Consider the following 23,945-nt stretch of genomic DNA (forward strand, 5'->3'; position numbering starts at 1 on the left):
CCGTCCACGCCCGTGCACGCGTGGTCAACGCCGCCGCCACCGGCCTGCCGGGAGACTGTCGGTATGACATCCTCGAACGCCGCGCGAATCCGGAATCCGGCGATCACCACGCCGGACACCCAGCAGACCGTCTCGTTCCTCGGCGAGCTCTATCACCTGCGCGTCACCGGCCACGACACCGGCGGCGAGTTCGCGGTCGTCGAGTCCCGGGGCCGTCGGGGGCACGGCAGCCCGATGCACGTCCACCGGGCCGACAGCGAGACCTTCGTGGTGCTGGAGGGCGAGCTGCGGGTGGTGGTGGACGGCCGGGAGCACTGGGCCGGTGCCGGCTGCGCTGCCGTGCTGGCCGCCGGGCGGCCACACGGGTTCGTGGTGACGAGCGACTCCGCCCGCTATCTGACGCTGCACCACGGCCCGGGCTTCGCCGACTTCGTGATCGACGCGGGCGGTGCGACACCGGACCCGGCCGCGCTGAGCGAGATCGCGGCGCGGCACGGGATCGACATCGTCGGCCCGCGCCCGGTGCCGTGACCCGCGCGGACGGGCCCCGGCCCCAGGCGCCGCCCGCCGGAGGAGATGGTTCGGCGCCGCCCTTGCGTGCGTGAGCAGAGACGGCGCCGGGTTGTTCGTTCCCACCCACACCAGGGCCTTACACCAGTCACGCCCTACCGGTATCGAACGGCTGAACCGCGGACGCCTCGCGGACCCCGTGCCGCCACACCGCCGACACGAGGGGGACGCCCGGGCGGTAGGCCAGGTGGACGTGGCTCGGCGCGTCGAGGAGGACCAGGTCGGCGCGTCCGCCGGGGGACAGGCGGCCCACGTCGTCGCGGCGCAGCGCCCTGGCTCCGCCCAGCGTGGCCGCGACCACGGCCTCGTCCGGGGTCATGCCCATCTCGCGTACGGCGATCGCCACGCAGAACGGCATCGAGCTGGTGAAGCTCGACCCCGGGTTGCAGTCGGTGGACAGCGCCACCGTCACGCCGGCGTCCAGCAGGCGACGCGCGTCCGGGTACGGCGCCCGCGTGGAGAACTCGGCGCCGGGCAGCAGGGTCGCCACCGTCGAGCCGCTCGCGAGGGCGTCCACGTCGGCGTCGTCGAGGTGCGTGCAGTGGTCGGCGGAGGCGGCCCCCAGCTCCACCGCCAGCCGCACGCCGGGTCCGGGGCCGAGCTGGTTGGCGTGCACCCGGGGCGCCAGGCCCGCCCGCGCGCCCGCCGTGAGCACGGCGCGCGCCTGGTCGCCGTCGAAGGCCCCGCGCTCGCAGAAGACGTCCACCCACCGGGCGTACGGCGCGCAGGCGTCGAGCATGGGCCCGGTCACCAGGTCCACGTACGCGTCCGGCGCCGTGGCGTACTCCGGGGGCACCACGTGCGCGCCCAGGTAGGTGACCTCGTCGGTGTGCGCGGCCGCGATGCGCAGCGCCCGCGCCTCGTCCTCGACGGTGAGCCCGTAGCCGGACTTGCACTCGATCGTCGTGGTGCCCTGGCGCAGCGCCTCGGCCACGTAGCGCGCGACGTTCGCCGCCAGCTCGGCGTCGGAGGCCGCCCGGGTGGCCGCCACGGTGGTACGGATGCCGCCCGCCGTGTACGGCGACCCCGACATGCGGGCGTCGAACTCCGCGGTGCGGTCTCCGGCGAACACCAGATGCGCGTGCGAGTCCACGAAGCCGGGGATCGCGGCCCGCCCGCCGGCGTCCACGCGTTCGTCGGCGTCGGGGACCCGGGAGGCCGGGCCGGCCCAGGCGACCCGGCCGCCGTCGAGGACCACGGCGGCGTCGGTGATCGTGCCCAGCTCGGGGTCGTTGGTGAGCAGGCTGCCGATGCCGGTGATGGCGACGGACACGGGGCGGATCCTTCTTCCGGAGGCGGTCATGGACGGGTGAGGCGGGCGATCGTCCGGGAGAGTGCCCCGGGCACGTCCCGTACCAGGAGGTGGACGCCGTCGCGGACGACCGAGCGCCCGCCCACCACGACGTGCCGCACGTCGGCGGCGGTGGCGGCGAACACCGCGGTCTCCGCGCCGAGGGACGGGGGCGGGCCGGCCGTGCGCACCGAGTCGAGCGCGACCGTGGTCAGGTCGGCCGGCGCGCCCGCCTCGATCCGGCCCGCCTCGGGCCAGCCGAGCGAGGCGTGCCCGTCCTCCGTCGCGGCGCGCAGCAGCGCGGCGGCGCTCCAGTGGCCGCGCCGCAGGGTCCGCAGCCGCTCGTCCAGCTCCACGGCGCGCGCCTCCTCGAACAGGTCCACCACGGCGTGGCTGTCGCTGCCCAGGCTGATCGGCGACCCGGCGCGGGCCAGGTCGGTCGCCGGGCCGATGCCGTCCGCCAGGTCCCGTTCGGTGGTCGGGCACATGCAGATCGTGGTGCCCGAGCTGCCCAGCAGGCCGATGTCCTCGCCGGTGAGGTGGGTGGCGTGTACGGCGGAGGTGCGCGGGCCGAGCGCGCCGTGGTCGGCCAGCAGCCGGGCGGGCGTGCGTCCGTGGGCGGCCAGGCAGGCCTCGTTCTCGGCGGGCTGCTCCGACAGGTGCACGTGGAGCGGTGCCTCGCGGTCGGCGGCCCACCGCGCGACGGCGGCGATCTGGCCGGCGGGCACCGCGCGGACCGAGTGGATGGCCGCGCCGATCCGGGCGTGCCCGCGCTCCTTCAGCGCCGACGCCCGCACCGCCCAGGCGTCCGCGTCGCCGTCGGTGAAGCGGAGCTGGTGCCGCTCCGGTGGCGCGCCGAAGCCGGACGAGAGGTAGCACGCGTCCAGCAGGGTGATCCGGATCCCGGCCTGGGCGGCCGCCTCGATCAGCGCCTCGCCCATGGCGTTCGGATCGGCGTACGGGGTGCCGCCCGGCGCGTGGTGCAAGTAGTGGAACTCGCCGACGCAGGTGATCCCGGCCAGCGCCATCTCGGCGTAGACCGCCCGCGCCAGCTCCAGGTAGGTGTCGGGATCGAGCCGGCCGGCGACGTCGTACATGCTGTCACGCCAGGTCCAGAACGTGCCGGAACCGCGCTGCGCGATGCCGCGCAGCGCGCGGTGGAAGGCGTGCGAGTGCGCGTTGGCCAGCCCCGGGAGGGTCAGCCCGCGCAGCACCACCGCCCCGGGCGGCGGCACGGCGACCCCCGTCCGGACGGAGGTGATCCGCTCCCCGGCGATCTCGATCACGACTCCGGAGGCGACCGTCCCGCCGGTCCAGGCGTGCTCGGCGTGGTAGGTGACGGGCGTCACCGGCATGCCAGGCCCTCCAGCACGTCGGTGAGCGCCTCGACGCCCGCCAGGCAGTCGTCCTCGCGGGCGTGTTCGGCGGGGGAGTGGGACACGCCGGTGGGGTTGCGGACGAACAGCATGGCCGTGGGCACCTTCGCGGCCAGGATGCCCGCGTCGTGCCCGGCGCCCGTCGGCAGCACGGGCACCTCGTACGGCCGGCGCGCGGCCAGCAGCCGGACCAGCTCGTCGCGCAGCGCGGGCGCGAAGTCCACCACCGGGGTGAAGGACTCGCGGGCGAGCGTCACCTCCACCCCTTCGCGGGCGGCGTGCTCGCGGGCGGCGCTCTCGATCCCGTCGACGACCAGGCCGAGCGCGTCCTGATCGGCGGCGCGGGCGTCCAGCCAGGCCCGCACCAGGCTCGGGATCGCGTTGACGCCGTTCGGTGCCACGCTCAGCTTGCCGAACGTGACCCGCGCGCCCGCAGCGGCGGCCCGCTCCCGCGCGGCCAGGACGGTGGCGGCGTAGGCGGGCATCGGGTCGCGCCGGTCCTCCATCCGGGTGGTGCCGGCGTGGTCGGCCTCGCCGCGGAAGTCGAACCGCCAGCGCCCGTGCGGCCAGATCGACGAGGCCACGCCCACCGGGGAGGCCGTGTCCGCGAGGTGGCGCCCCTGCTCGACGTGCAGCTCGACGAAGATCCCGACGCGGGCGAGCCGTTCGTCGTCCGCGCCGATCGCCTCGGGGTCGTGACCGGCCCGCTCCATCGCCTGCGGCAGGGAGATCCCGTCCGCGTCCCGCAGCCCGGCGGCCCGCTCCGGGGTGAGCTCACCGGCGCTCAGCCGCGAGCCGGCGCAGGCGAGCCCGAAGCGCGCGCCCTCCTCGTCGCCGAAGTTCACGACCGCGATCGGGCGGGAGGGCCGCGCGCCGCGCGCCCGCAGCTCGTCGAGCGCGGCGAACGCCGACACGACACCGAGCGGCCCGTCGAACGCCCCGCCATCCGGCACCGAGTCCAGGTGCGATCCCGTCACGACCGCGTCGCCCGCCGCCGGGTCGCCGAGCCAGGCCCACTGGTTGCCGTTGCGGTCGACCTCGCAGAGCAGGCCGCGCGCCGCCGCCTGCTCGCGGAACCAGTCCCGGCACTCGGCGTCCGCCGCGGTCCAGGCGAAGCGCCGGTAGCCGCCGGAGCCGGAGTGCCGCCCGACCGGCAGCAGCTCCGCCCACATCTCCTGGAACGACGGCGGCATCAGGACTCCTTCATCGGCACGCGCACGCCGCTGTCGAGGGCGACCTGCTCGGCGCGTTCGTACCCCGCGTCCACGTGCCGGATGACGCCCATGCCGGGGTCGTTGGTGAGCACGCGGCGGATCTTCTCCCCGGCCAGCGCGGTGCCGTCGGCCACGGTCACCTGGCCGGCGTGGATGGAGCGCCCGATGCCGACCCCGCCGCCGTGGTGGATCGACACCCAGGAGGCGCCGGAGGCCACGTTGACCATCGCGTTGAGCAGCGGCCAGTCGGCGATCGCGTCGGAGCCGTCGAGCATGCCCTCGGTCTCGCGGTACGGCGAGGCCACCGACCCGCAGTCCAGGTGGTCGCGGCCGATGACGATCGGGGCGCGCAGCTCGCCGCCGGCGACCATGTCGTTGAACCGCTCGCCGGCCCGGTCGCGCTCGCCGTACCCCAGCCAGCAGATCCGCGCGGGCAGGCCCTGGAAGTGCACCTTCTCGCCGGCCAGGCGGATCCAGCGGGCCAGCGGCTCGTTGTCCGGGAACAGCTCCAGGATCGCGCGGTCGGTGGCGGCGATGTCGGCCGGGTCGCCGCTCAGCGCGGCCCACCGGAACGGGCCCTTGCCCTCGCAGAACAGCGGCCTGATGTAGGCCGGTACGAACCCGGGGAAGTCGAAGGCGCGCCCGTAGCCGGCCAGCTTGGCCTCGCCGCGGATGGAGTTGCCGTAGTCGAACACTTCGGCCCCGGCGTCCATGAACCCGACCATGGCCTCGACGTGCCGGGCCATCGACGCCCGCGCCCGCTCGGTGAAGCCGGCCGGGTCCTTGTCGCGCTCGGCGGACATGTCCTCGAACGCCACGCCGAGCGGCAGGTAAGCCAGCGGGTCGTGCGCGCTGGTCTGGTCGGTCACGACGTCGATCGGGGCGCCCGCGGCGAGCATGCTCGGCAGCACCTCGGCGGCGTTGCCGAGCAGGCCGATCGACAGCGGGCGCCGGGCGTCCCTGGCCTCGGCCGCCAGCCGCAGCGCGTGTCCCAGGTCGTCGGCGCGCACGTCGAGGTAGCCGTGGTCGAGGCGGCGCTGGATGCGGGACGGGTCGCACTCGACGCAGATCGCGACGCCGCCGTTCATGGTGACCGCCAGCGGCTGGGCGCCGCCCATGCCGCCGAGCCCGGCGGTGAGCGTGATCGTCCCGGCCAGCGAGCCGCCGAACTTCTTGGCCGCGACCGCGGCGAACGTCTCGTACGTGCCCTGCAGGATGCCCTGCGTGCCGATGTAGATCCACGAACCGGCCGTCATCTGGCCGTACATGGTGAGCCCGGCCGCCTCCAGCCGCCGGAACTCCTCCCAGTTGGCCCAGTCGCCGACCAGGTTGGAGTTGGCGATCAGCACGCGCGGCGCCCACTCGTGGGTGGTCATGACGCCGACCGGCCGGCCCGACTGGACGAGCATCGTCTCGTCGGCCTTCAGCGTGCGCAGCGTCCGCTCGATCGCGTCGAAGGAGCGCCAGTCGCGGGCGGCGCGCCCCGTACCGCCGTAGACCACCAGCTTGTCGGGATGCTCGGCCACCTCGGGGTCGAGGTTGTTCTGCAGCATCCGCAGCGCGGCCTCCTGCTGCCAGCCCAGGGTCGTCAGCTCGGTGCCGCGGGCGGCCCGGACCGGGCGTGCGCCTTCCATCGTGTCGGTTTCCTTTCGGTCAGCGGATCGGGGCGGGCTCGGCGGAGGGGTAGATCATCTCGGCGGGCGGGTTGGAGGTGCGCCTGGCCCAGGGGTAGTAGAGGGCGGCGGTCGCCAGCAGGCCGACGATCCAGGAGATGTCCGCGCCGCCGAGCAACTCGGTGATCGGGCCTGTGTAGAGCTTCTGGGCCAGGAACGGGATCTGGATCAGCACGCCGAAGGCGTAGCAGGTCAGCGCGGGCACGTTCCAGCGGCCGTATCGGCCGGCCGGGTCGTACAGGGCGGGGATGTCCACCCGCTCCTTGGAGATCCGGTAGTAGTCGGTGAGGTTGATGGCGCTCCACGGTGTGAACACCATGAGCAGCACGAGCACGAAGTTCTTGAAGTTGTTCAGGAAGTCGGCGCTGGCCATGATCGCCACGGCGACCGACACGGCCGTGAAGCCGACGATGTAGAGGGCGCGGGCCACCGGCGAGATCCGCGTCCGGCCGTTGAACGCCGTCACGGTCGTCAGCAGGCACATGAACCCACCGTAGGCGTTGAGCGTGTTGACGGTCAGCTTGCCGACCACGATCACGATGTAGATCAGCAGCGCGACGGCCGCGGGGCCGGCCAGCTCGCCGACGAACCCGACCTGGTCGCCGACGAACGCGCCGCCGGAGACGGCCGCGATCAGCGCGCCCAGCGTCATCGCCCACTGCGAGCCGATCACGCTGCCCGCGAACGTGCTCCAGAACGTGGCGCGCTCGCTGGTCCGGCGGGGCAGGTAGCGCGAGTAGTCGGCGACGTAGGGGCCGAACGTGAGCTGCCAGGCCGCGCCGAGCCCCACGGCCAGCAGGAACGTCGGCGCCTCGAACGGCTTGACGCCGACGACCGACCCCACGTCGTACGTGGTGAACACGGCGATCAGCAGGTAGCCCAGGCCGCACACGCCCACCACGGTCGCGATCCTGCCGACGGTGTGGATGAGCCGGTAGCCGGTCACCGCGACGATCGCCGTCAGCGCGCCGAAGATCAGGATGCCGGCGGTCGCGGGCACGTCGAGGATCCGGCCGAGCGCCTGGCCGGCCAGCACGCTGCCGGTCGCGGCGAAGCCCAGGTACATCAGCACGACCAGCACGAGCGGCACGACCGCGCCGAGCACGCCGAACTGCGCCCGGCTGGAGATCATCTGGGGCAGGCCGAGCCGCGGGCCCTGGGCGGAGTGCAGCGCCATCACGACGCCGCCCAGGACGTTGCCGATGAGCAGGGCGACGATCGCCCAGAGGGCGTCGGCGCCGAAGACGACGGCGAGCGCGCCGTCCACGATCGCCGTGATCTGCATGTTGGCACCGAACCAGAGGGTGAACTGGCTGCGCGGCGTGCCGTGCCGCTCGGCGTCGGGGATCACGTCGATCGTCCGGCGCTCCACGGCGGGGCCCGCGCCCGGGGGTTGGTCGTGATTCATGGCGGTCCGCCTCTCGCGCGTCATGCGCCCTGGGGGATCAGGGGTTGGAGGAAATGTACAGTCCTGTATATACAGCTCGCTACCCTGAGGGGAAGATAAACTTCGGGCCATCGGGCCCCGGAGACCTCCTCCGCCCCGCCGTCCCCCTACCCCGAGGATCGCCAGGCCATGGTGCCCATCACGGTGGTCGAGTCCGAACTCGCCGCCCAGTTCCAGCAGGTCGGCCCCGCCTCGGCGCCGGCGTACGAACGGGTCAAGAACCTCATCGCGGCCGGCGTGCGGTCCGGGCGGTGGTCGGACGGCCAGCAGCTCCCGTCGGAGCACCAGCTCGTCAGCGCGCTCGGCCTGTCCCGCATGACGATCAACCGGGCGCTGCGCGAGCTGACCCACGAGGGCCTCATCGTGCGGCGGGCCGGGGTGGGCACCTTCGTCGCCACTCCCAAGGCCGCCTCCGCGCTGCTGCAGGTCAGGAACATCGCCGACGACGTGCGCCGGCACGGGCACCGGCACCGCACCGAGGTCGTCCACGTGCGCGAGGAGTCCTCCGAGGTGGCCGACCCGGAGCTGCGCGCCGTGGCGGGGCCGACCGTGTTCCGCTCGCTCATCGTGCACTTCGAGGACGACACGCCCATCCAGCTCGAGGATCGCCTGGTCAACCCCGCCGCCGTCCCCCACTACCTGGAGCGCGACTTCACCCGGCAGACCCCGCACGCCTACCTGAACGAGGTGGCCCCGCTCACCCGCGGCGAGCACATCGTCGAGGCGGTGCTGGCCGACTCCACCGAGCGCCGCCTGCTGCGCATCGCCCGCCACGAGCCGTGCCTGCTCGTCCGCCGCCGCACCTGGTCCTACGACGTCCTTGTGAGCTCCGCCCGCCTCCTCCACCCGGGCTCCCGCCACCGGCTCGAAGGCTCCTTCGGCGCCGACTGAGCGCTCGCCACCGGCGCCCGTTGGCGGTGCGGAGGCCGTGGCACACGAGCCGCCCGCCCCCGCGGCGCGGGTGCCGCGGAGGCGGGCGGGAGGCCCGGCGCTGTCAGGAACCCTGGGCGCGCACCGACAGCGCGTGACGGAAGACGTCCCGCGGGTCCCAGCGCGCCTTCACCCGCTGCAGCCGCGCGTAGTTCGCCCCGTAGTAGATCGTCGACCAGGGCACGCCGGAGGTGTTCCACCGCGGGTCGGCGTGGTCGGTGTCCGGGTAGTTGACGTACGCGCCGCCGCAGTTGCCGCCCGGCACCGGCACCCCGCCCGTGGCCGCGAACGTCCGCTGGTGCAGCCGCCGTACCCACTCCAGGTGCGCCGCTCCGTCCTGCTCCTCCGGCCAGCTCACCAGGTGGATCATCTTGAGCACGGACTGGCGCTCCACGGTCGCGGTCGCCTCCGGCCGGATCCGGTTCACCTGCCCCCCGTACGACAGGAGCCAGAGCAGGCCGGTCGAGGAGATCTCCCCGCCGGTGGTCAGAGCCTCGTACGCCACGTCCGCCTGCTCGTCGGTCAACGCCTTGCGCAGGTAGGCCGACTTGCCCTTGTACCGGCCGCTCTCCGACTCCGCGCTCAGCGACAGCGTACGAACGGCCTGGAACCACGGGTCACGTTCCAGCGGCGGCACGAACACCTCGGGCGTGACCCCCTCGGCCACGGCGGCGAAGTGCTCGCGCAGGAGCCGCTCGGCGCCGGGCACGTCCGCGTCGATCTGCGCGGGCAGGATGATCCCGCCCGGGTCGGCGCCGGTCTGGCGGCCGGGCACCAGCAGGGAGCCCCACAGGGAGGCATGCGGGCTGTCCGGGGAGCTGTTGCGCTCGTGCCACCCGGCGTAGTTGCCCAGCAGCCGGCGGAACGACTCCTTGGTCATGCCGTTCCAGGACCAGATGGCCACGCCCGACAGGACGGTCGCGGGCGGCCGGGGGAGCAGCTCGGCCGGGTCGTCGCCGCGGGCGCCGGGGTCGCGCAGCCAGTAGCGGGTCACGATGCCGAAGTTCCCGCCGCCGCCACCGGTGTGCGCCCACCACAGGTCGTGGTTCGGGTCGGCCGGGTTCCTGGTCGCGACCACCGTGCGGGCCCGGCCGGTACGGTCGACCACCACGACCTCGACCGCGTCCAGGTAGTCGACGGTGAGCCCGTCGCGCCGGGACAGCGGCCCGTACCCGCCGCCCGCGATGTGGCCCCCGGCGGCCACGCCCCCGCACTGGCCGCCGGGAATGGTGACGCCCCAGCCGAAGTAGAGCGTGCGGTAGGCCTGCATGAGCGTGGCCCCGGCCTCGATGGCGAACGCGCGGCGCCGTTCGTCGTAGTACACCTCCGACAGCTCGCACAGGTCGATCACCACCTGCGCGCCGTCGCCCACGAAGTTCTCGTAGCAGTGGCCGCCGCTCCGCACGGTGACCCGCCGGCCTGCGCGGACCGCCTCGTTGACGGCGGCCACGACCTGCTCCGTGGAGCCGGGGACGCAGAAGTAGTCGGGCTCGGCGCGGAAGCGCTGGTTCGTCCGGCGTACCGCCAGGTCCTCGTAACGGGGATCACCGCGTCGTACGATCACCGGGCCGAACTCCGGGGCGCCCGCGTGGGCCGGCGCGGCCCACGCGGTGCCCGCCGCCGGCGTGAGCCCGGACGCCACGGACGCCACGGTCGCCCCGCCGACCGCCGCCGCCCGGCCGAGGAGCCCGCGACGTGTGATCTCGCTCATGCTGATCCTCGATCCCCTAGTGTGCGTCCAAAACATGCACCCACGACGCTAGAAGTGGGGGTATGGCGGGACAATGCAGGCAGCCGTACGGCAGGGGTGGACCTAGGTACACCGCTGACCGGAGCCCGGTGAGTCAGCGGCCTTGGACGTAGGGGAAGATCTGGCCGAAGTCGCGGGCGGCGAGCCGGTCGCGGCGGATGCCGATGCCGGCCCGGGGCCACGGCACCCCCTCGGGCAGCCGGGGCAGGCCGCGATCACGACCCCGTGCCGGCGCGGACTCATCCGGTCGTGTCCGGTTCCCGGGGACGGGTGAGGTGGTTCCAGCGTTCCAGGCGGATGCGGTAACGGCGGCGCTGGTAGGCGTAGAACAGGCCGAAGTGGAGCGCGGCCGCGCCGAGGCCGAGCGCGACGGCGAGCGGGACGGCGCCCCCGAGCACCGAGACGAGCAGGGCGGTGCCGGTGCCGGCGACGACGCTGTTGATGGCCGCGACCATGCTGGCGATGGTGAACAGGCCGACGAGCCTGTCGTGTCGCGGCACCGGGACGAGGTCGGCCATCGCTTCGGCGGCCTCGTCGGCCTGGTCGTCCCACATGAGGATGTAGCGCGGCGCCTGCGGGCTGAGCCCGCGGTAGTAGGCGCGGATGCGGGCGATGGCGCTGCGCAGGTGCATGTTCTGCAGGCCGGTGTCGACGAGGCGGACAGTGGTGAACAGCCCGAGGACGAACACGACGGGCAGGACGGTGGCGGCCAGGGGGGTGAAGGCGCTGGTCTGGGCGGTGAAGCCCATCGCGACCAGCGAGCTGGACAGGGCCATCACGTAGAGCGTGGCCCGCGAGGATTCCTCGCTGGTGGCGGTGGAGGCGGCGGTTTGCAGGACGAAATGTTCGGTGGTGAGCGCGGTCATGAGTGCTGCGGGGTCGTCGTCCTTCATGTGTCCTCTCTCCCCGCGCGTGCCGCTCCTGTCAAGGGCCGGCGGGAAGGGGCAGCACCGGTCGGCTGCCTCCTGCGCCGCACCGGCTCCTGGCCCCTTGACCAATCATCTTGACCAACGTATTAACGCCCTATGCGAAGATCCGCGTCAGGGCGCGATCTCCTGTTGATCGTGTTCGGCCCGGATCCGAGTCCGCGACGACATCCCGCGGCACCCTCGCGGCATGCGCGCAGCACAGGCGAGAGGCCATGCGCCCGGCCCGCACCCGGTCCGTCACGGTGGCCCCTCCGGATGATCTTCCAGGCCGAAGCGTGAACCAGTGGAGGGAAATCCCCGATGTCGCGCCCCCCGATTCCTCCTGACGCATTCGCACCGATCTCCCGCCGCGCCGTCCTGACGGGCGGCGCCGGTGCCGCCCTCGCCGCCGCGATCACCCCGGTCACCGCGTCACCTGCGCGGGCCGGCACAGCGGCCCGCGCAGCGGGCGGCAGCCGCCGGGCGGCCGTCACGTCCGGCACCGGCTTCGCCGTCGCGCCCTCCCCCGACGGCCGCCGGCTGGCCCTCGACCTGCTCGGCGTCCTGTGGGTCTGCTCCGCCTCCGGTGGCACCGCCCGCCGGCTCACCAGCGACCTGTACGACATCGCCCAGCCCGACTGGTCCCCGGACGGGTCCACCATCGTGTTCCAGTCGTACCGCGACGGCGTCTTCAACCTGTGGACGATCCGCCCCGACGGGTCCGCGATCAAGCAGCTCACCACCGGCCCGTACGATCACCGCGAGCCCCGGTACAGCCCCGACGGGCGCACCATCGCCTACTCGTCCGACGCCGGCGGCAGCTACGGGATCCACCTGCTCGACGTCGCCACCGGAGCGACCCGCGTCCTGGCGGACACCTCCAGCGAGGAGTACGAGCCGGCCTGGTCACCCGACGGCACCAAGGTCGCCTTCGTCGTCGCCGATACCAGGATCGACGTCATCGACGTCGCCACCGGTGCGCGCGGCGCCGCGGTCACGGTCCCCGCCGGCCAGGTCATCCACCAGCCGGCCTGGCTGCCGAACGGGACAGACCTCGCCTACCACCTCTTCCACGCGGGCATGAACGATCTGGCCGGCACCGCGGGCACCCTCGTCACCGGCGAGGAGGTCTTCCCGTTCCGGGCCCGGTTCGCGCCTGACGGGCGCTACTTCTACACCTCCGCCGGCACCATCCGGACCCGCCGCCTCGGCTCCGCCTCCGCCGGCATCGTCGGTTTCACGGCCGCCCTGACCACGACGACGCCGAAGTACGAGAAGAAGGTCCGCGTGTTCGACGCGCCCGGGTCGTTCCCCGTCGTCGGGATCGGCAGCCCGGTCGTGTCGCCGGACGGGTCCACCGTCGCGTTCCGCGCGCTCAACGACATCTACCTGATGCGCATCGGCGACACCCCTCGGCCGCTGTTCCGTGACCGGTGGTGGAAGGCCGACCCGGACTTCTCCCCGGACGGGCGGCAGCTGGCTTTCGTCACCGACCGCACCGGCACCCTGAACATCTGGGTCCGTGACCTGGGCACGGGCACCGACCGGCAGCTGACCCACCTGACCGACTCCGCCGCCCTGTCGGTCCGGTGGTCGCCTGACGGGACGGAGATCGCCTACCTGGACCAGGACGGCGCTCTGTGGGTGCTGGACGTCGCCACCGGCGACCTGCAGAAAGTCTTCGACGCGACCTTCGAACCGGGCAGGCCGACGTGGTCACCCGACGGCAGGACGATCGCGCTGGCGGCGGTCGTGCCGTACTCGCGCCGCTACCGCGAGGGGCTGTCCAAGATCCTGCTCGTCGACCGGGCCACCGGCGCCGGCACGTACGTCGACCCTGCGCCGCACCGGTCCTTGCAGACCCGTGGTGACGACGGGCCTGTCTGGTCGCCGGACGGCACCATGCTCGCCTTCGCCATGGAGTCGCTCCTGTGGGTCCTGCCGGTCGACCGGGCCGGGCGGCCCACCGGGCGTGCCCGTCAGGTCACCCGGGAGGTGTCCGACGCCCCGGCCTGGGCGGGCGACTCCCTGGTCTATCTGAGCGGCGGGCGGCTGCGCAGCGTACGCGTCGGCGGCGGGTCCGCCCGCTCCATCCCGATCCGGCTGACCTGGCGCAACGACACCGGCCCCGACCAGGTCGTGATCCACGCCGGGCGCATGTGGGACGGCGTCTCCGCGACCGTCGCCCGTGACGTCGACATCATCGTACGAGGCCAGCGCATCGCCGCGGTCGAGCCGCACCGGGAAGGCCGGCGCGGCACCCTGGTCGACGCCCGCGACAGATTCGTCATGCCCGGCCTGATCGACATCCACCATCACCGGGAGATGCAGGGCTACGCCTACGGCTCGCGTCAGGGCCCGCTGTGGCTCGCCCTCGGCGTCACCACGACCCGCTCGCCCGGCTCGCCCGCGTACCACATGGTCGAGGAACGCGAGTCGGTGCAGTCCGGCGCCCGGCTCGCACCGCGTTACCTGGGCACCGGCGAGGCCATCGACGGGGCGCGCGTCTACTACAACTTCATGCGGCCGACGTTCTCCCACGACCAGCTGCGGCTGGAGCTCGAGCGGGCCGCCGGCCTCGACTACGACCTGATGAAGTGCTACGTACGGCTGCCGGTCGCCTGGCACAAGGAGGTCATCGACTGGGCCCACCGCCACGGCAAACCGGTCAGCTCGCACTACCATTACCCGGCGATCGCCATGGGCGGCGACCAGACCGAGCACATCGGCGCCACCAGCCGGTTCGGGTATTCACGCACCGTCACGAACGTCGGCTCCGCCTATTCGGACGTCATCGCCATGTTCAACGCCTCGAAGATGGCCAGAACCCCCACCCTGTTCAACTCCACCGCCCTCTACCGGGACGACGCCTCGCTGGCCGGCGACGAACGGGTCCGCCGGCTCTACCCGAACTGGCGGATGGCGCAACTGAGGGCAACGGTCACCTCGGCGCAGAACGCCGACCCGGCGGTGATCAAGGTGACCCTCACGAACCTGGCCAACCAGGTCGCGCAGCTGGCGGCGATGATCCGCGGCGGCGGCGTCGTCACCGTCGGCACCGACGCACCCATCGATCACCTCGGGGTCAGCCTGCACATGAACCTGCGCGCCATGGTCAGGTACGGCCTGACCCCGCTGGAGGCGCTCACCGCCGCCACCAGCACGACCGGCACCTACCTCGGCCAGCCGCTGGGCAGGATCGCCAGGGGCATGTACGCCGACCTGGCCATCGTCGACGGCGATCCGCTGTCCCGCATCGAGGATGCCGCGAACGTCACCGCCGTCGTCGTCGGCGGGAGGCACCACACCGTCGAGCAGCTCCTCGCGCCGTACCCGTCCGCCACCACCACCGACCAGCCCGCCCCCGCCCCTTCCGGCAGGGTCAAGGCCCGTGTCCCCGTCCACCCGAGCACCGCGGGCCATTGGTGGAACAACCCGGACGAGCTGGTGAGAGCCCGCATTTCCTGCTGCCACGACCACTGAAAGGCGCCACGGCGGGAGCCGGGCGACGCGGCGGCCCGGTGGGCCGCCGCGTCGTGGCGCGGGTCCATGCGGCGGGAGCGGTCTTTCCGGTCTATGCGGCGGGAGCTCCCCTTTCCTCGTCGCGGGGGAAGAAGGGCAGCTCGATGCGGACGCGGTCGGCGGCGGCGAGGATCTTCGAGGCGTCGTCGACCGGCGGGTGGATCTGCTGGTTGATCCGCTTCTTGACCTCCTTGCCCTCGGCGCCCGAGGCCATCACCCTGCGGTCCCAGCCCCGGGTGAAGATCGCACCCGCGCCGCCCAGGTCCAGGCAGGTGACGTACGGGCCGGGGGTGAAGTCGCGCAGCGGCACGCCGAGCAGGTCGGCCGCCGCGTTGTACCCGGCGACCTTGCCGAGCGGGGTGGCGTGCTGGCAGGCCTGCATGACCGTGTGCTCGGCGTCGAACGCCGCCGCGGCCGTGTCCCCGGCGGCGAACACCTCGGGAAGGGCGCGCAGCCGCTGGTCCACCGGCACCCGGCCGAGGTGGTCGAGCTCGCCGGAGATGTGCCGGGTGAGCTCGCTGGCCCTGAGCCCCACGGACCAGACCACCGCGTCCGCCTCCACCTTGGTGCCGTCGGAGAGGACGGCGTATCCGTCCCCGACCTCGGTCACCGTCGTCGCGAGGCGGCGTTCGACGCCCAGCCGGTCCAGCGCCGCCTCGATCTCCCCGCGCGGGCCCGGGCCGAGCGGGTTGCCGACCACCTCCGACCGGTCCACCAGCAGCACCCGGCCCCGCGCGGCCAGTTCGGTCGCGGCCTCCAAGCCGACGAACCCGGCGCCGACGACCACGGCGGAATATCCCTCGCGGTCGCGCAGGTGGTCGGTGAGCCGCCGGGCTCCGTCCAGGGTGTCGATGTCGAAGAGCCGATCGGCGCCGGGCAGGCCCTGGGGCCGGAGGAGCCTGCTGCCCGCCGCCAGCACCAGGCGGTCGTAGCCGATCTCCCGGCCGTCGGCCACCACCACGCGGCGGCCGGTGTCGATCGTGCTCACCGATGCCCGCAGGTGCTCGACGCCGATCGGCTCGAGGATCCGGCTGAGCTGCACCTTGGCCAGGTCAGGTTCCGGCTCGTACAGGCGCGGCCGGAGCACCAGGTGGGTGTTCGGCGCGATGAGCGTGATGCGCAGGTCCGCGTCCCCGCATGCCAGCGCCGCTCCGGCCGCGCTCCACACGCCCGCGAAACCGCCTCCGATGATCACAACGTGTGCCACTGTCCCGTCCTCTCTCAGCCCGCCCCCGGCGGTCGGGGGCGGGTCGGCAGGGAGACAACAAGGAGGCTTCAGATGTGACCGAGGTGGGCGAACTTCTCGGGATTGGCCAGCCTCCTGAACGCCGTGATCCGCCCGTCGGCGATCTCCACGGTGTCGAGCCAGACCAGACGGCCGCCGCGGTAGGTCGCCAGGGCCGGGCGCCCGTTCACCTCGATGACCCGGAACGCGTCGGGCCGCCTGAGCTCGATCTGCCTGACCGCCAGCAGGGCGATCCGCTCGGCCCCCTGGACCGGCTTGCGGGCCGCGGTCACCTTGCCGCCGCCGTCGGCGACGTAGACGGCCTCGGGGTCGAGCAGCTCGACGAGCCCGGCGATGTCGCCCGCGACGGCGGCCGCCTTGAACGCCCTGAGCACCCGTTCCGTCTCGGCCCTGGACGCCCGGGGCTGCTCCTTGACCGCGGCGACCCGCGCCCGCGCGCGGGAGGCGAGCTTGCGGCCGGCGGCGGGCGTGCCGCCGAGCACCTCGGCGATCCGGTCGAACGGGAAGTCGAAGACGTCGTGCAGCACCAGCGCGACGCGTTCGGCGGGGGAGAGCGTCTCCATGACCACCAGCATCGCGGTGCCCACGGACTCGTCCATGAGCACCTGGGTGGCGGCGTCGGGCCCGGTCAGCAGGGGTTCGGGCAGCCAGGGCCCGACATAGGACTCGCGCCGCACGCGCGCCGACTTCAGCACGTTGTACGACGTCCGGGCGGCCAGCGTCACCAGCCAGGCCCGCAGATCCCGCACCTCGGACAGGTCGGCGGCGGCGGCGCGCAACCAGACCTCCTGCGTCACGTCCTCGGCCTCGGCCACGGTGCCGAGGATCCGGTAGGCCGCCCCGAAGACCGCGGAGCGATGCGACTCCCAGTCGGCCTCCGCCAGCGTGCCGGTCAGCTCCACCCTCGGCCCCCTGCCCCTCCGGATCCGGCAAATCGACCTCCGATCCTAGGCAAACCATGCGCGACCCGGCCGAACCGGCCCTCGCGCAGGACGCCGAGCCCACCGTCGTCCGCCGGGGCTACTTCGCTGACGCGCAAATAGCAATAAATGTCGGATTTGCGAAGGGTTGATGGAGAAATGCGTCCGGTGAGCGCGCTGACAAATCGCTAAGTTTCCGTCATCCTGCTACCAAGATGACGAGGGGGGTTCATGGTCGATACTCCGGTCGCCGCGGCGATGCTCGTTCTCGTGCTATTGGCCATCGCGATCCCGGTGTTCCTCGCCAAACGCCCCTACAGCAGCAAAGACCGCCGCCCAGCCTTCCTGGTGCCCACCACCCTGCCGGTGGCGCCCCCACTCCTGGCCGGGCGGATGAAGGAGCTCGACGAGCTCTCCAGGAAAATAGACGTGGGTGCCCGCGCAATTCTTATAAAAGGGCAGCCCGGAATTGGGAAGACGGCTCTCGCGCTGACCATCGCGCACACCGTGGCGCCCCGGTTCTCCGACGGCCAGCTGTTCGCCGTGCTCAATCCGCTGCATCCCGAGGGCACGGCGATCGCCGAGGCGCTCGGCCAGTTCGTGGGGGCCTTGCAGCGCGGCAACGAGAGCGTGCCCGACGACGCGTCCGCCCGCCTGGCCACGTACGTCAAGCTCACCCAGCGGCGGCGCGTGCTCGTGGTGATCGACGACGTGCCCGAGGGCATGGACATCCGGGATCTGGTTCCGTCCGGGCCCGGCTGCGCGCTCATCGTCACCTCCCGGGGCGGTGTGCGCGGCGTGCGGCTCTCGGCCGAGGTCGATCTCGACCCGCTGTCCGAGCGGGACGCGCTGGAGCTGCTGGAGGACGTGCTCGGCCGCGACCGCGTCAGCGGCCAGGACTGGAGCTTCCTCATCAGGGAGTGCCACTCGGTGCCGCTCGCCCTTTCGCTGGCCGGTTCGGCGCTCGCCACCCGGACGAACTGGCGCATCGACGAGGCCCGGCGCCGGTTGGCCGAGTTCGCCAAGGAACGGGCCCAGCAGCAGGCCACCTCCAGCCCGTACGACGCGGCCTACGTCTTCCTCACCGAAGAGGAGAAGAACGCGCTGCGCTCGCTGGCCGCCATCGGCAGCGTCGAGTTCGAGCCGTGGAAGCTCGCCGCCGCGGCCGGCACCGAACCGGGGGAGGGCATCCGGCTGGCCGCCCGGCTCGCCGGCGCCCGGCTGCTGGAACGCCGCAGCTCCGATTTCTCGGGCCTGCCCTACTGCCGCGTACCCGAGCCCGTACTGGAATACGCCCGCCGGCTGGCGCCCCTGGACGATCCGCGCGTACGCGACCGCCGCAGCAGCCTGCTGGACAGCGCCAGCCAGGAGCGCAGCGAACGCGACGTCGGCCAGCAGGTACGCGTCGACGTCTACACCCAGCTCCAGGCCGGCGAGCTGACCGCGGCGCTGAACACCGCCTGGGACGCGGTGCAGATCGCCTCCGACCGCGGCGAGGAGGAGATGGCGGCGACGGCGTACGCGGCGCTCAGCGAGATCTACACCGAGCTCGGCGACCTGGCCGAGGCCGAGGAGATGGCCGCGCGCGCGATCGAGCGCGGCAACCTGCGGAGCACGGCGCGGGCGCTGCGCTGCCGGGGACGCAACGCCCGCCGGCTGCGCCAGTTCACCGAGGCCGCCCACCACTTCGACGCGGCCCTGCGCAGGGCGACCGAGGTGGGCGAGGGATACGAGTCCGTACGCATTCACACCGAGTACGCCGCGATGGAGGCGTTGCGCGGCCACCTGGACGCCGCCCGCCGCCACGTGGCCGCGGCCGCCGAGCAGGTCGGCCGGGGCGCCACGGACGAGTTACGCACGCGGCTCGCCTGGGCGGGGGCCGCCGTGCTGACCGCCGCGGGCGACTTCGACGAGGCGGCGCGGACGCTGCTGGCGGCCCGGGAGACCGAGGACGTCCAGCTGCTGCAGCAGGCCTGGATCGACCACTCCCTGGCGCGCAACGCGCTGCTGGCCGGCGACCACGTCCGCGCGGCCGAGCACGCCCAGGCCGGCGTGAGCTCGTTCGTGGCGATGCGCTGCCGCTACGGCGCCGCCCTGTGCCGCTACTTCTACGGGATGGCCGCGCTCGGCCAGGGGCACCCCAAGGAGGCGGCGATCTGGCTGCAGGAGGCCGTCGAGACGTTCAGCGTGTGCGGCGACGCGAGCGTGGAGGCCGACGCGTCCCTGGAGCTGGCCAAGGTCTACCGCAGCCCGGCGCTCGTGAAGCTCTATCGCGACGTCGACCTGGAGCGGGAGGCGGCACGGCTGGTGGCCGCGGCGAAGGAGGCGTTCGAGCGGCTGGGGGACGTCGACGGCGTGCGCCGGGCCACGGCTCAGGAGAGCGACCCGGGCGGCGCAGGCGGCGCGCGCGGGCGAGGGCGGCCGGGGACCTCCCCGGACAGACCCCCTCCGGCGGCATGACGGCCGGTTCGGCGCGCCGCCTGGCGGTGGCGGGCGCCTGCGTCGTGGCCGCCGCGACCTCGGGCACGGCCGCCGCCCTCGAGGTGGTGCAGGAGTCGTGGAAGCTGCCGCTCGCCGTGCTGTGCGCGCTGTTCGGCGGCGCCGGACCGTGGGTGGCCCTGGGCCGGCCGTTCTGGCGGGGCCGGATCGCCCGCCCGGACATGCTGCCGGAGCGGCTGCTGACGTTCCGGGGGCGGGCGGAGGAGATCGCCGCCCTGCGCGAGCGGCACCGGGCGCAGGCCGAGCGGGCCGGCTCGGGCACGCCCAGGATGTTGTTCATCCACGGCGGGCCGGGGATCGGCAAGACCGCGCTGGCGAACGAGCTGGCCTACCAGCTGCGCGGCGAGTATCCCGACGGTCACCTGCACGGGAACCTCGGCCGCGCGGCGGACCGGCGCGAGCCGCGGGAGATCCTCCAGTCGTTCGTCGTCGAGCTCGGGGAGGAGGCGGAGCGGGCCGGCAGGCTCACGCTGTCCGCGCTCCAGGCGCTCTTCCGCAGCATGACGGCCAAGCGCAGGATCCTCATCGTGCTGGACGCGGCCCGCGACGCCGCCCAGGTGGAGGACCTGCTGCCGAACTCCGGCCTGTGCGCGGTCGTGGTCACCAGCCGCGGCAACCTCGGCTCGCTGCTGTCGCACCGGTCGCTGCAGCTCAAGACACCGACCATGGCCGACGCGACCGAGATCCTGCTGGCCTACGCCGAGCCCGAGGACACCGCGGACGCCGACTGCGCCGCCGAGGTGGCCGAGCTGTGCGAACGCCTGCCCCTGGCGCTGCGGGCCTCGGGCGACGCGGCACGCACCGGCGGGGGCCTCAACCAAGTGCGCGCGCAGCTCAAGTCGTCCTCGGCCGACCGGCTGGCCCGGCTGAAGTCCTACCGCCGCGACGTCACCGAGGGCTACCGCGTCGAGCTGAGCCGCCTCGGCGTGCGGGAGCAGCAGGCGTTCCGGCTGCTGTCCGTGGTGAAGGCGGAGACCTTCGCGCCGTGGGTGTTACAGCCGCTGTTCGCGGCGATCGACCAGGAGGTGACGACCGAGGAGGCGGGCAACATCCTGGCCGCGCTGAGCACCGTCGGCCTGCTGCTGCCGGTGGAGAAGCAGAGCTTCCCCCGCTACCGGTTCCCGCCGTTCGGCCGCCTGCTGGCCGACCAGCTGCTGCCCGCGGCCATGGGGGAGCGCGGCATTCTCCCCTCCGCCACCGACCCGCGGATCAGGACCGATTTCCTGCGAACGGTGCTCACGATGGCCTGCGAGGTCATGGACGGCGGCCGCCGCAACGCCCTGCCCAGGCCCGAGGTCCAGCCGTCGGCGATCCCGCGGCGCGACCTCTGGCTCACGCCGGTGCAGGAGAACCAGGAGTACTGGCGGCGCATGGAGCACACGAACCTCCTGAACGCCGCCCTCTTCGCCCGCGACCACGGCTACCCGGAGGCCTGCCGCCAGCTGCTCACCCGGATCGGCGGCGTCATGGGCGCCCCCGTCGCCCTGGACGAGTTCGCCGGCTGCGTCGAGCAGGTCATCGACTCCGCCCCTGACGGCGACGTCGCGGGCCTCCGGCTGGCCCTCATGAGCCACGCCGCGGTGGTCGAGGACCACGTGCGGGCGCTGGCCGAGTGCGACGCCCTCATGAGCCTGCCGCCCCATCCGCGGACGCAGGCCCGCGCGCTGCTGCTCAAAGGGCAGACGCTGCAGCAGATCGGGAAGTACAAGGAGGCTGCGGAGGCGCTTCGGGAGTCGCGGCTGGCGGCCGGCTCCACCAGCACGACGATGGTGGAGCGCGCGGCAGGGGCGCTGCTGGCGGAGAACGACGCGGTGCTCGACCCGGGAGCGTGGCGGACCAGCGGGCCCACGGAGGGCGATCCGGTCCGCGAGGGGGCCGACGTCTACCTCGCGGCGCTGATCTGGCTGCTGAACGGTCGCTGTGCGGCCCGGCGCGACGACTTCGGCCGGATGGAGGAGTCGTTGGCCAGGGCTGAGGGGTTCACCTCGGGCGATCTGGTCTGGGACGCTGCCGTGGCCTGCGAACGGGTTCAGCACCAGCTGGACCGCTGCCACGCGGACCAGTCCCAGTTGCGGGCCGTCGCGGACATCTCGCGGGCGCGGCTGTCGTACCAGGCGATGGGGAACGTGCCAGGACAGGCCAGGGCGCTGATCCTGCTGGCCAGGCTGCTGCTCGGGCGCGGCGACGCGGCCGGCTGCGCGCGCCGGATCGAGCAGGCCCGCGTCCTGCTGCGGGCCCGGCACGGGGGCCTGCCGATCAGCGCCGCGCTCGAACGGGTGGGCGGCGACCTGGCCCTGGAGCAGGGCAAGCCGGAGGAGGCCAAGTCCCGTTTCGAGCTGGCGCTGCGCCAGTACGAGGAGATGGGCGAGTTCTGGTACGGCGCCTGCGTGCGCGTCGGGCTGGCCGAGTCGGAGAAGGGGCTCGGCCACATCGACCGGGCGATCGAGCTGCTGTGGAAGGCGGGCGCCCTGTTCGCCTCCTGCGGGGACAAGAAGTGGCTGAGCCGGACGAAGGAGCGGCTCGACGAGCTGGCTCCGCCCGCGCTGGTGCTGCTGCCCTGGCTGGACGCGCGTGACCGCGGCTCTCCTTAGGCGAGTTCGTGGCTCCAGCCGGAGGCGAGAGCGGAGGAGACCGAGGCCTCGCCGCCCGAGCGGACGACGGTGAACCGGGTGGGCTCGCCGGAGGCGTGGTCGGTGACCGTGAGGGTGGACTCCCCGTCCGGCCCCGGATACATGCGCGGGGTCTCCGCCACGGACTCGTACGTCGAGCCCGTGTCGCCGCCCCCGTGCACCGGCAGCCGCTGACTGCCGGCCGTCGCCGACCGCGCGAACAGCACCGCCTCGGCCCGGCCGCGCCGCTCCTCCAGCACCTTGAAATGCCCAGGTGCGGCGCCGTCGCTTCCCTTGCCGGGTGGTCACGCCGACTTGGGTGTCCAGCCGGGGTCGCGACCGGCGAGGCCGAGTGCGCGGTCGAACGGTGGTGCGTCCTCGGGGACCTCGACCACCGGTCCGAAGAGCCCTTCCCGCCCGGCTGCCTGCTCCGGTGCGGCCGCCGTGGTGGTGAACTCCAGGACGGCCGCGGTGTCGGCCGGGCTGCACGTGAACGGCTGGCCGGTCGCGCGGGCCAGGTCCCAGCCGTGCAGGACCAGCTCGTCCAGCGCGACCACGGCAATCTGCGCGGCGGGCATCGTCACGCCGCCGGCCTCGGTCATCCCCTCCCAGGCCTTCGGGTCGCGCCAGGACTCCACCAGCTCATCGAGCCGCTTCGGAAGCAGCGTGCGCCACTCCGGATCGAGCTGCGCGGCACCCGCCGAGCCCTGCCCCGACCCGGCTTCGGACGGGGTGGTCTTGCGGGCCGCCCACGTGAACGCCAGCGACAAGCCCATGATGTGGTCGAGCAGTGCGGCGACCGGGGTGCCGGCGCACGGCGTCGGATCGCCCATCCGGTCCTCGGTCACGCCGTCCAGCAGGCGCACCACCTCGCGGGCTGCGGGCTCCAGGTCGATCTTGGACATGGCGGTTCCTCTCCGTAGGGCCTGACTCGTCGCTCCACCGTGGAGACTCGCCAGGATCGGAAAAGTAATCGACGGCTCCGACAATTTCCCACGCGTGACGCCGCCTACGCTGGGTGCTGTGATCGACGATGACGGAAACCGGGCCGCCCGCGTCGAGGACGTGCACGAGCTGGCGCTGGCCATGCCGCACGTGACCGTCGAGCACGGGACCGGCGGCAATCCGATCTACCAGGTGGGCGGGAAGTCGTTCGTCTTCTTCCGCAACCCACGGCCGGACGCGGCCGACCCGGACACCGGGGAGCGCTACGCGGATGTGATCGTTTTCTGGGTCGAGTCCCCGGCGGACAAGCAGGCGCTGGTGCAGGACGAGACGTCCCCGTTCTTCACCACCCCGCACTTCGACGGTCACCCGTCGGTGCTGCTGCGGGCGAGCCGGATCGGCGAGCTCACCCGCGACGAGCTGGCCGAGGTGGTCCAGGACGCGTGGCTGTCCCGCGCATCGGCGCGCAGGGCGACCGCCTGGCTCCGCGCACATCCGCCGCGGTGACGTGGGTGCGGTGTGCCCCGGGCCCGCCGTCGTCATGGGGGCTGGTCACACGGTTCCGCCGTCGCCACGGAAGAGGCTGATCACGCAGTTCCGCCGTTCGCGTACGCGGCGAGACCGTCAGCCATCCGCTGCATGAAGCGGGTCAGGTACCACCGCCAGAAGCCACCCGAGAGCGGCAGCTTGGGGTCGAAGGTGGCGGACCAGGAGATGTCGGTGCCCCCTCCGGGTGCCGGCGCGAGTTCGATGGTGCCGCGGTAGGAGCGGAAGGGCCCTCCCAGGTTGTCGTAGACGAACCGCCGGTCGGTGGTCAGTTCGACGATCCGCTCCCGGGCGACGCTGCGGCCGGTGCGGAAGATCCTGGTGTCGCCGACCTGCTGCCGGTCCCCGGGATCGCCGTCCTCGACGTCGGCGGAGTCGATCGGCGACCACAACGGCCAGGTGGCCGCATGGGTGAGCGCCGCGAAGACGGCATCGGGAGCAGCCTGCGAGCGCGCGGTCACGTCATAGGAGTACGGCATGTGCCCCAACGTAGACACCG

At 73.3% G+C, this 23,945-nt stretch carries 18 protein-coding genes; 6 read left to right on the plus strand and 12 right to left on the minus strand.

The features are described from left to right. Nucleotides 1-63 precede the first annotated feature (63 nt). Complete coding sequence (locus tag AB0J69_RS35685) at nucleotides 64-531, plus strand: cupin domain-containing protein (protein ID WP_364126700.1); 468 nt, start codon at nucleotides 64-66, stop codon at nucleotides 529-531. Between the two features lie 127 nt (nucleotides 532-658). Here the strand turns inward: AB0J69_RS35685 and hutI are convergent, their stop codons facing one another. Genes hutI through AB0J69_RS35710 form a run of 5 tightly spaced genes read right to left on the minus strand, consistent with a single transcriptional unit; the run spans nucleotide 659 to nucleotide 7,532 of the window. After that, nucleotides 659-1,873 (minus strand): imidazolonepropionase, encoded by a 1,215-nt coding sequence (gene hutI, locus AB0J69_RS35690; protein WP_364126703.1) that lies wholly within the window; start codon nucleotides 1,871-1,873, stop codon nucleotides 659-661. Beyond that, on the minus strand, nucleotides 1,870-3,216 hold the full coding sequence (locus AB0J69_RS35695) for a formimidoylglutamate deiminase (protein ID WP_364126706.1): 1,347 nt from the start codon (nucleotides 3,214-3,216) through the stop codon (nucleotides 1,870-1,872). The genes hutI and AB0J69_RS35695 overlap by 4 nt, the downstream gene beginning before the upstream one ends. Next, the gene (locus AB0J69_RS35700; RefSeq protein ID WP_364126708.1) at nucleotides 3,207-4,430 is read right to left on the minus strand and encodes an allantoate amidohydrolase; all 1,224 of its coding nucleotides are present in this window, start codon (nucleotides 4,428-4,430) and stop codon (nucleotides 3,207-3,209) included. The genes AB0J69_RS35695 and AB0J69_RS35700 overlap by 10 nt, the downstream gene beginning before the upstream one ends. Then, nucleotides 4,430-6,085, minus strand: a complete 1,656-nt coding sequence (gene hutU / locus AB0J69_RS35705) for a urocanate hydratase (protein ID WP_364126711.1) — start codon at nucleotides 6,083-6,085, stop codon at nucleotides 4,430-4,432. Before hutU ends, AB0J69_RS35700 begins: the two co-directional genes overlap by 1 nt. A gap of 19 nt (nucleotides 6,086-6,104) precedes the next feature. After that, a complete protein-coding gene (locus tag AB0J69_RS35710) occupies nucleotides 6,105-7,532 on the minus strand; it encodes a cytosine permease (RefSeq protein WP_364126714.1) in 1,428 nt (475 codons plus the stop codon). Nucleotides 7,533-7,700: 168 nt separating this feature from the next. Here AB0J69_RS35710 and hutC point away from each other — a divergent pair, with 168 nt between their 5' ends. Continuing rightward, nucleotides 7,701-8,462 (plus strand): histidine utilization repressor, encoded by a 762-nt coding sequence (gene hutC / locus AB0J69_RS35715; protein WP_364126717.1) that lies wholly within the window; start codon nucleotides 7,701-7,703, stop codon nucleotides 8,460-8,462. A 103-nt stretch (nucleotides 8,463-8,565) separates the two neighbouring features. Here hutC and AB0J69_RS35720 read toward each other — a convergent pair whose 3' ends face one another. Continuing rightward, complete coding sequence (locus AB0J69_RS35720; RefSeq protein ID WP_364126719.1) at nucleotides 8,566-10,212, minus strand: FAD-binding protein; 1,647 nt, start codon at nucleotides 10,210-10,212, stop codon at nucleotides 8,566-8,568. A 278-nt stretch (nucleotides 10,213-10,490) separates the two neighbouring features. Then, nucleotides 10,491-11,144, minus strand: a complete 654-nt coding sequence (locus AB0J69_RS35725; RefSeq protein WP_364126721.1) for a hypothetical protein — start codon at nucleotides 11,142-11,144, stop codon at nucleotides 10,491-10,493. Nucleotides 11,145-11,480: 336 nt separating this feature from the next. Here AB0J69_RS35725 and AB0J69_RS35730 point away from each other — a divergent pair, with 336 nt between their 5' ends. Further along, nucleotides 11,481-14,642 carry an amidohydrolase family protein gene (locus tag AB0J69_RS35730; RefSeq protein ID WP_364126723.1) on the plus strand — a complete coding sequence of 1,054 codons (3,162 nt, stop codon included), beginning with the start codon at nucleotides 11,481-11,483 and terminating at the stop codon, nucleotides 14,640-14,642. 91 nt (nucleotides 14,643-14,733) lie between these two features. Here AB0J69_RS35730 and AB0J69_RS35735 read toward each other — a convergent pair whose 3' ends face one another. After that, nucleotides 14,734-15,888, minus strand: coding sequence for an FAD-dependent oxidoreductase (locus tag AB0J69_RS35735; RefSeq protein ID WP_364126726.1), 1,155 nt, complete (start codon nucleotides 15,886-15,888; stop codon nucleotides 14,734-14,736). 68 nt (nucleotides 15,889-15,956) lie between these two features. Next, nucleotides 15,957-16,829 carry an RNA polymerase sigma factor SigJ gene (sigJ, locus tag AB0J69_RS35740; protein ID WP_364126729.1) on the minus strand — a complete coding sequence of 291 codons (873 nt, stop codon included), beginning with the start codon at nucleotides 16,827-16,829 and terminating at the stop codon, nucleotides 15,957-15,959. A gap of 249 nt (nucleotides 16,830-17,078) precedes the next feature. Here sigJ and AB0J69_RS35745 point away from each other — a divergent pair, with 249 nt between their 5' ends. Both AB0J69_RS35745 and AB0J69_RS35750 read left to right on the plus strand, forming a co-directional pair. Next, nucleotides 17,079-19,307 (plus strand): NB-ARC domain-containing protein, encoded by a 2,229-nt coding sequence (locus tag AB0J69_RS35745; protein ID WP_364126732.1) that lies wholly within the window; start codon nucleotides 17,079-17,081, stop codon nucleotides 19,305-19,307. After that, nucleotides 19,304-21,937 (plus strand): AAA family ATPase, encoded by a 2,634-nt coding sequence (locus tag AB0J69_RS35750; protein ID WP_364126734.1) that lies wholly within the window; start codon nucleotides 19,304-19,306, stop codon nucleotides 21,935-21,937. Before AB0J69_RS35745 ends, AB0J69_RS35750 begins: the two co-directional genes overlap by 4 nt. On the opposite strand, the gene AB0J69_RS35755 is transcribed toward AB0J69_RS35750, so the two are convergent. Both AB0J69_RS35755 and AB0J69_RS35760 read right to left on the minus strand, forming a co-directional pair. After that, a complete protein-coding gene (locus AB0J69_RS35755) occupies nucleotides 21,934-22,215 on the minus strand; it encodes a TIM-barrel domain-containing protein (RefSeq protein ID WP_364126737.1) in 282 nt (93 codons plus the stop codon). The two genes, AB0J69_RS35750 and AB0J69_RS35755, sit on opposite strands and share 4 nt — an antisense overlap. Nucleotides 22,216-22,260: 45 nt before the next feature. After that, nucleotides 22,261-22,860 (minus strand): TIGR03086 family metal-binding protein, encoded by a 600-nt coding sequence (locus AB0J69_RS35760; protein WP_364126739.1) that lies wholly within the window; start codon nucleotides 22,858-22,860, stop codon nucleotides 22,261-22,263. A gap of 118 nt (nucleotides 22,861-22,978) precedes the next feature. On the opposite strand from AB0J69_RS35760, the gene AB0J69_RS35765 reads away from it, so the two are divergent. Continuing rightward, nucleotides 22,979-23,407, plus strand: coding sequence for an MmcQ/YjbR family DNA-binding protein (locus tag AB0J69_RS35765; protein WP_364126742.1), 429 nt, complete (start codon nucleotides 22,979-22,981; stop codon nucleotides 23,405-23,407). 80 nt (nucleotides 23,408-23,487) lie between these two features. Here the strand turns inward: AB0J69_RS35765 and AB0J69_RS35770 are convergent, their stop codons facing one another. Then, nucleotides 23,488-23,925, minus strand: coding sequence for an SRPBCC family protein (locus tag AB0J69_RS35770; protein ID WP_364126744.1), 438 nt, complete (start codon nucleotides 23,923-23,925; stop codon nucleotides 23,488-23,490). Nucleotides 23,926-23,945: the final 20 nt, after the last annotated feature.

Origin of the sequence: Nonomuraea sp. NPDC049709 (genome assembly GCF_040674815.1) — a bacterium.
Classification (GTDB): domain Bacteria; phylum Actinomycetota; class Actinomycetes; order Streptosporangiales; family Streptosporangiaceae; genus Nonomuraea.

Bases quoted from the DNA above. Each gene is read 5' to 3' on its own strand.
- AB0J69_RS35695 (WP_364126706.1), bottom strand. From the start codon at position 3,216: ATGCCGGTGACGCCCGTCACCTACCACGCCGAGCACGCCTGGACCGGC.
- AB0J69_RS35770 (WP_364126744.1), bottom strand. From the start codon at position 23,925: ATGCCGTACTCCTATGACGTGACCGCGCGCTCGCAGGCTGCTCCCGAT.
- AB0J69_RS35760 (WP_364126739.1), bottom strand. From the start codon at position 22,860: ATGTCCAAGATCGACCTGGAGCCCGCAGCCCGCGAGGTGGTGCGCCTG.
- AB0J69_RS35745 (WP_364126732.1), top strand. From the start codon at position 17,079: ATGGTCGATACTCCGGTCGCCGCGGCGATGCTCGTTCTCGTGCTATTG.
- AB0J69_RS35710 (WP_364126714.1), bottom strand. From the start codon at position 7,532: ATGAATCACGACCAACCCCCGGGCGCGGGCCCCGCCGTGGAGCGCCGG.
- hutU (WP_364126711.1), bottom strand. From the start codon at position 6,085: ATGGAAGGCGCACGCCCGGTCCGGGCCGCCCGCGGCACCGAGCTGACG.
- AB0J69_RS35750 (WP_364126734.1), top strand. From the start codon at position 19,304: ATGACGGCCGGTTCGGCGCGCCGCCTGGCGGTGGCGGGCGCCTGCGTC.
- hutC (WP_364126717.1), top strand. From the start codon at position 7,701: ATGGTGCCCATCACGGTGGTCGAGTCCGAACTCGCCGCCCAGTTCCAG.
- hutI (WP_364126703.1), bottom strand. From the start codon at position 1,873: ATGACCGCCTCCGGAAGAAGGATCCGCCCCGTGTCCGTCGCCATCACC.
- AB0J69_RS35700 (WP_364126708.1), bottom strand. From the start codon at position 4,430: ATGCCGCCGTCGTTCCAGGAGATGTGGGCGGAGCTGCTGCCGGTCGGG.
- AB0J69_RS35725 (WP_364126721.1), bottom strand. From the start codon at position 11,144: ATGAAGGACGACGACCCCGCAGCACTCATGACCGCGCTCACCACCGAA.
- AB0J69_RS35730 (WP_364126723.1), top strand. From the start codon at position 11,481: ATGTCGCGCCCCCCGATTCCTCCTGACGCATTCGCACCGATCTCCCGC.
- AB0J69_RS35720 (WP_364126719.1), bottom strand. From the start codon at position 10,212: ATGAGCGAGATCACACGTCGCGGGCTCCTCGGCCGGGCGGCGGCGGTC.
- AB0J69_RS35685 (WP_364126700.1), top strand. From the start codon at position 64: ATGACATCCTCGAACGCCGCGCGAATCCGGAATCCGGCGATCACCACG.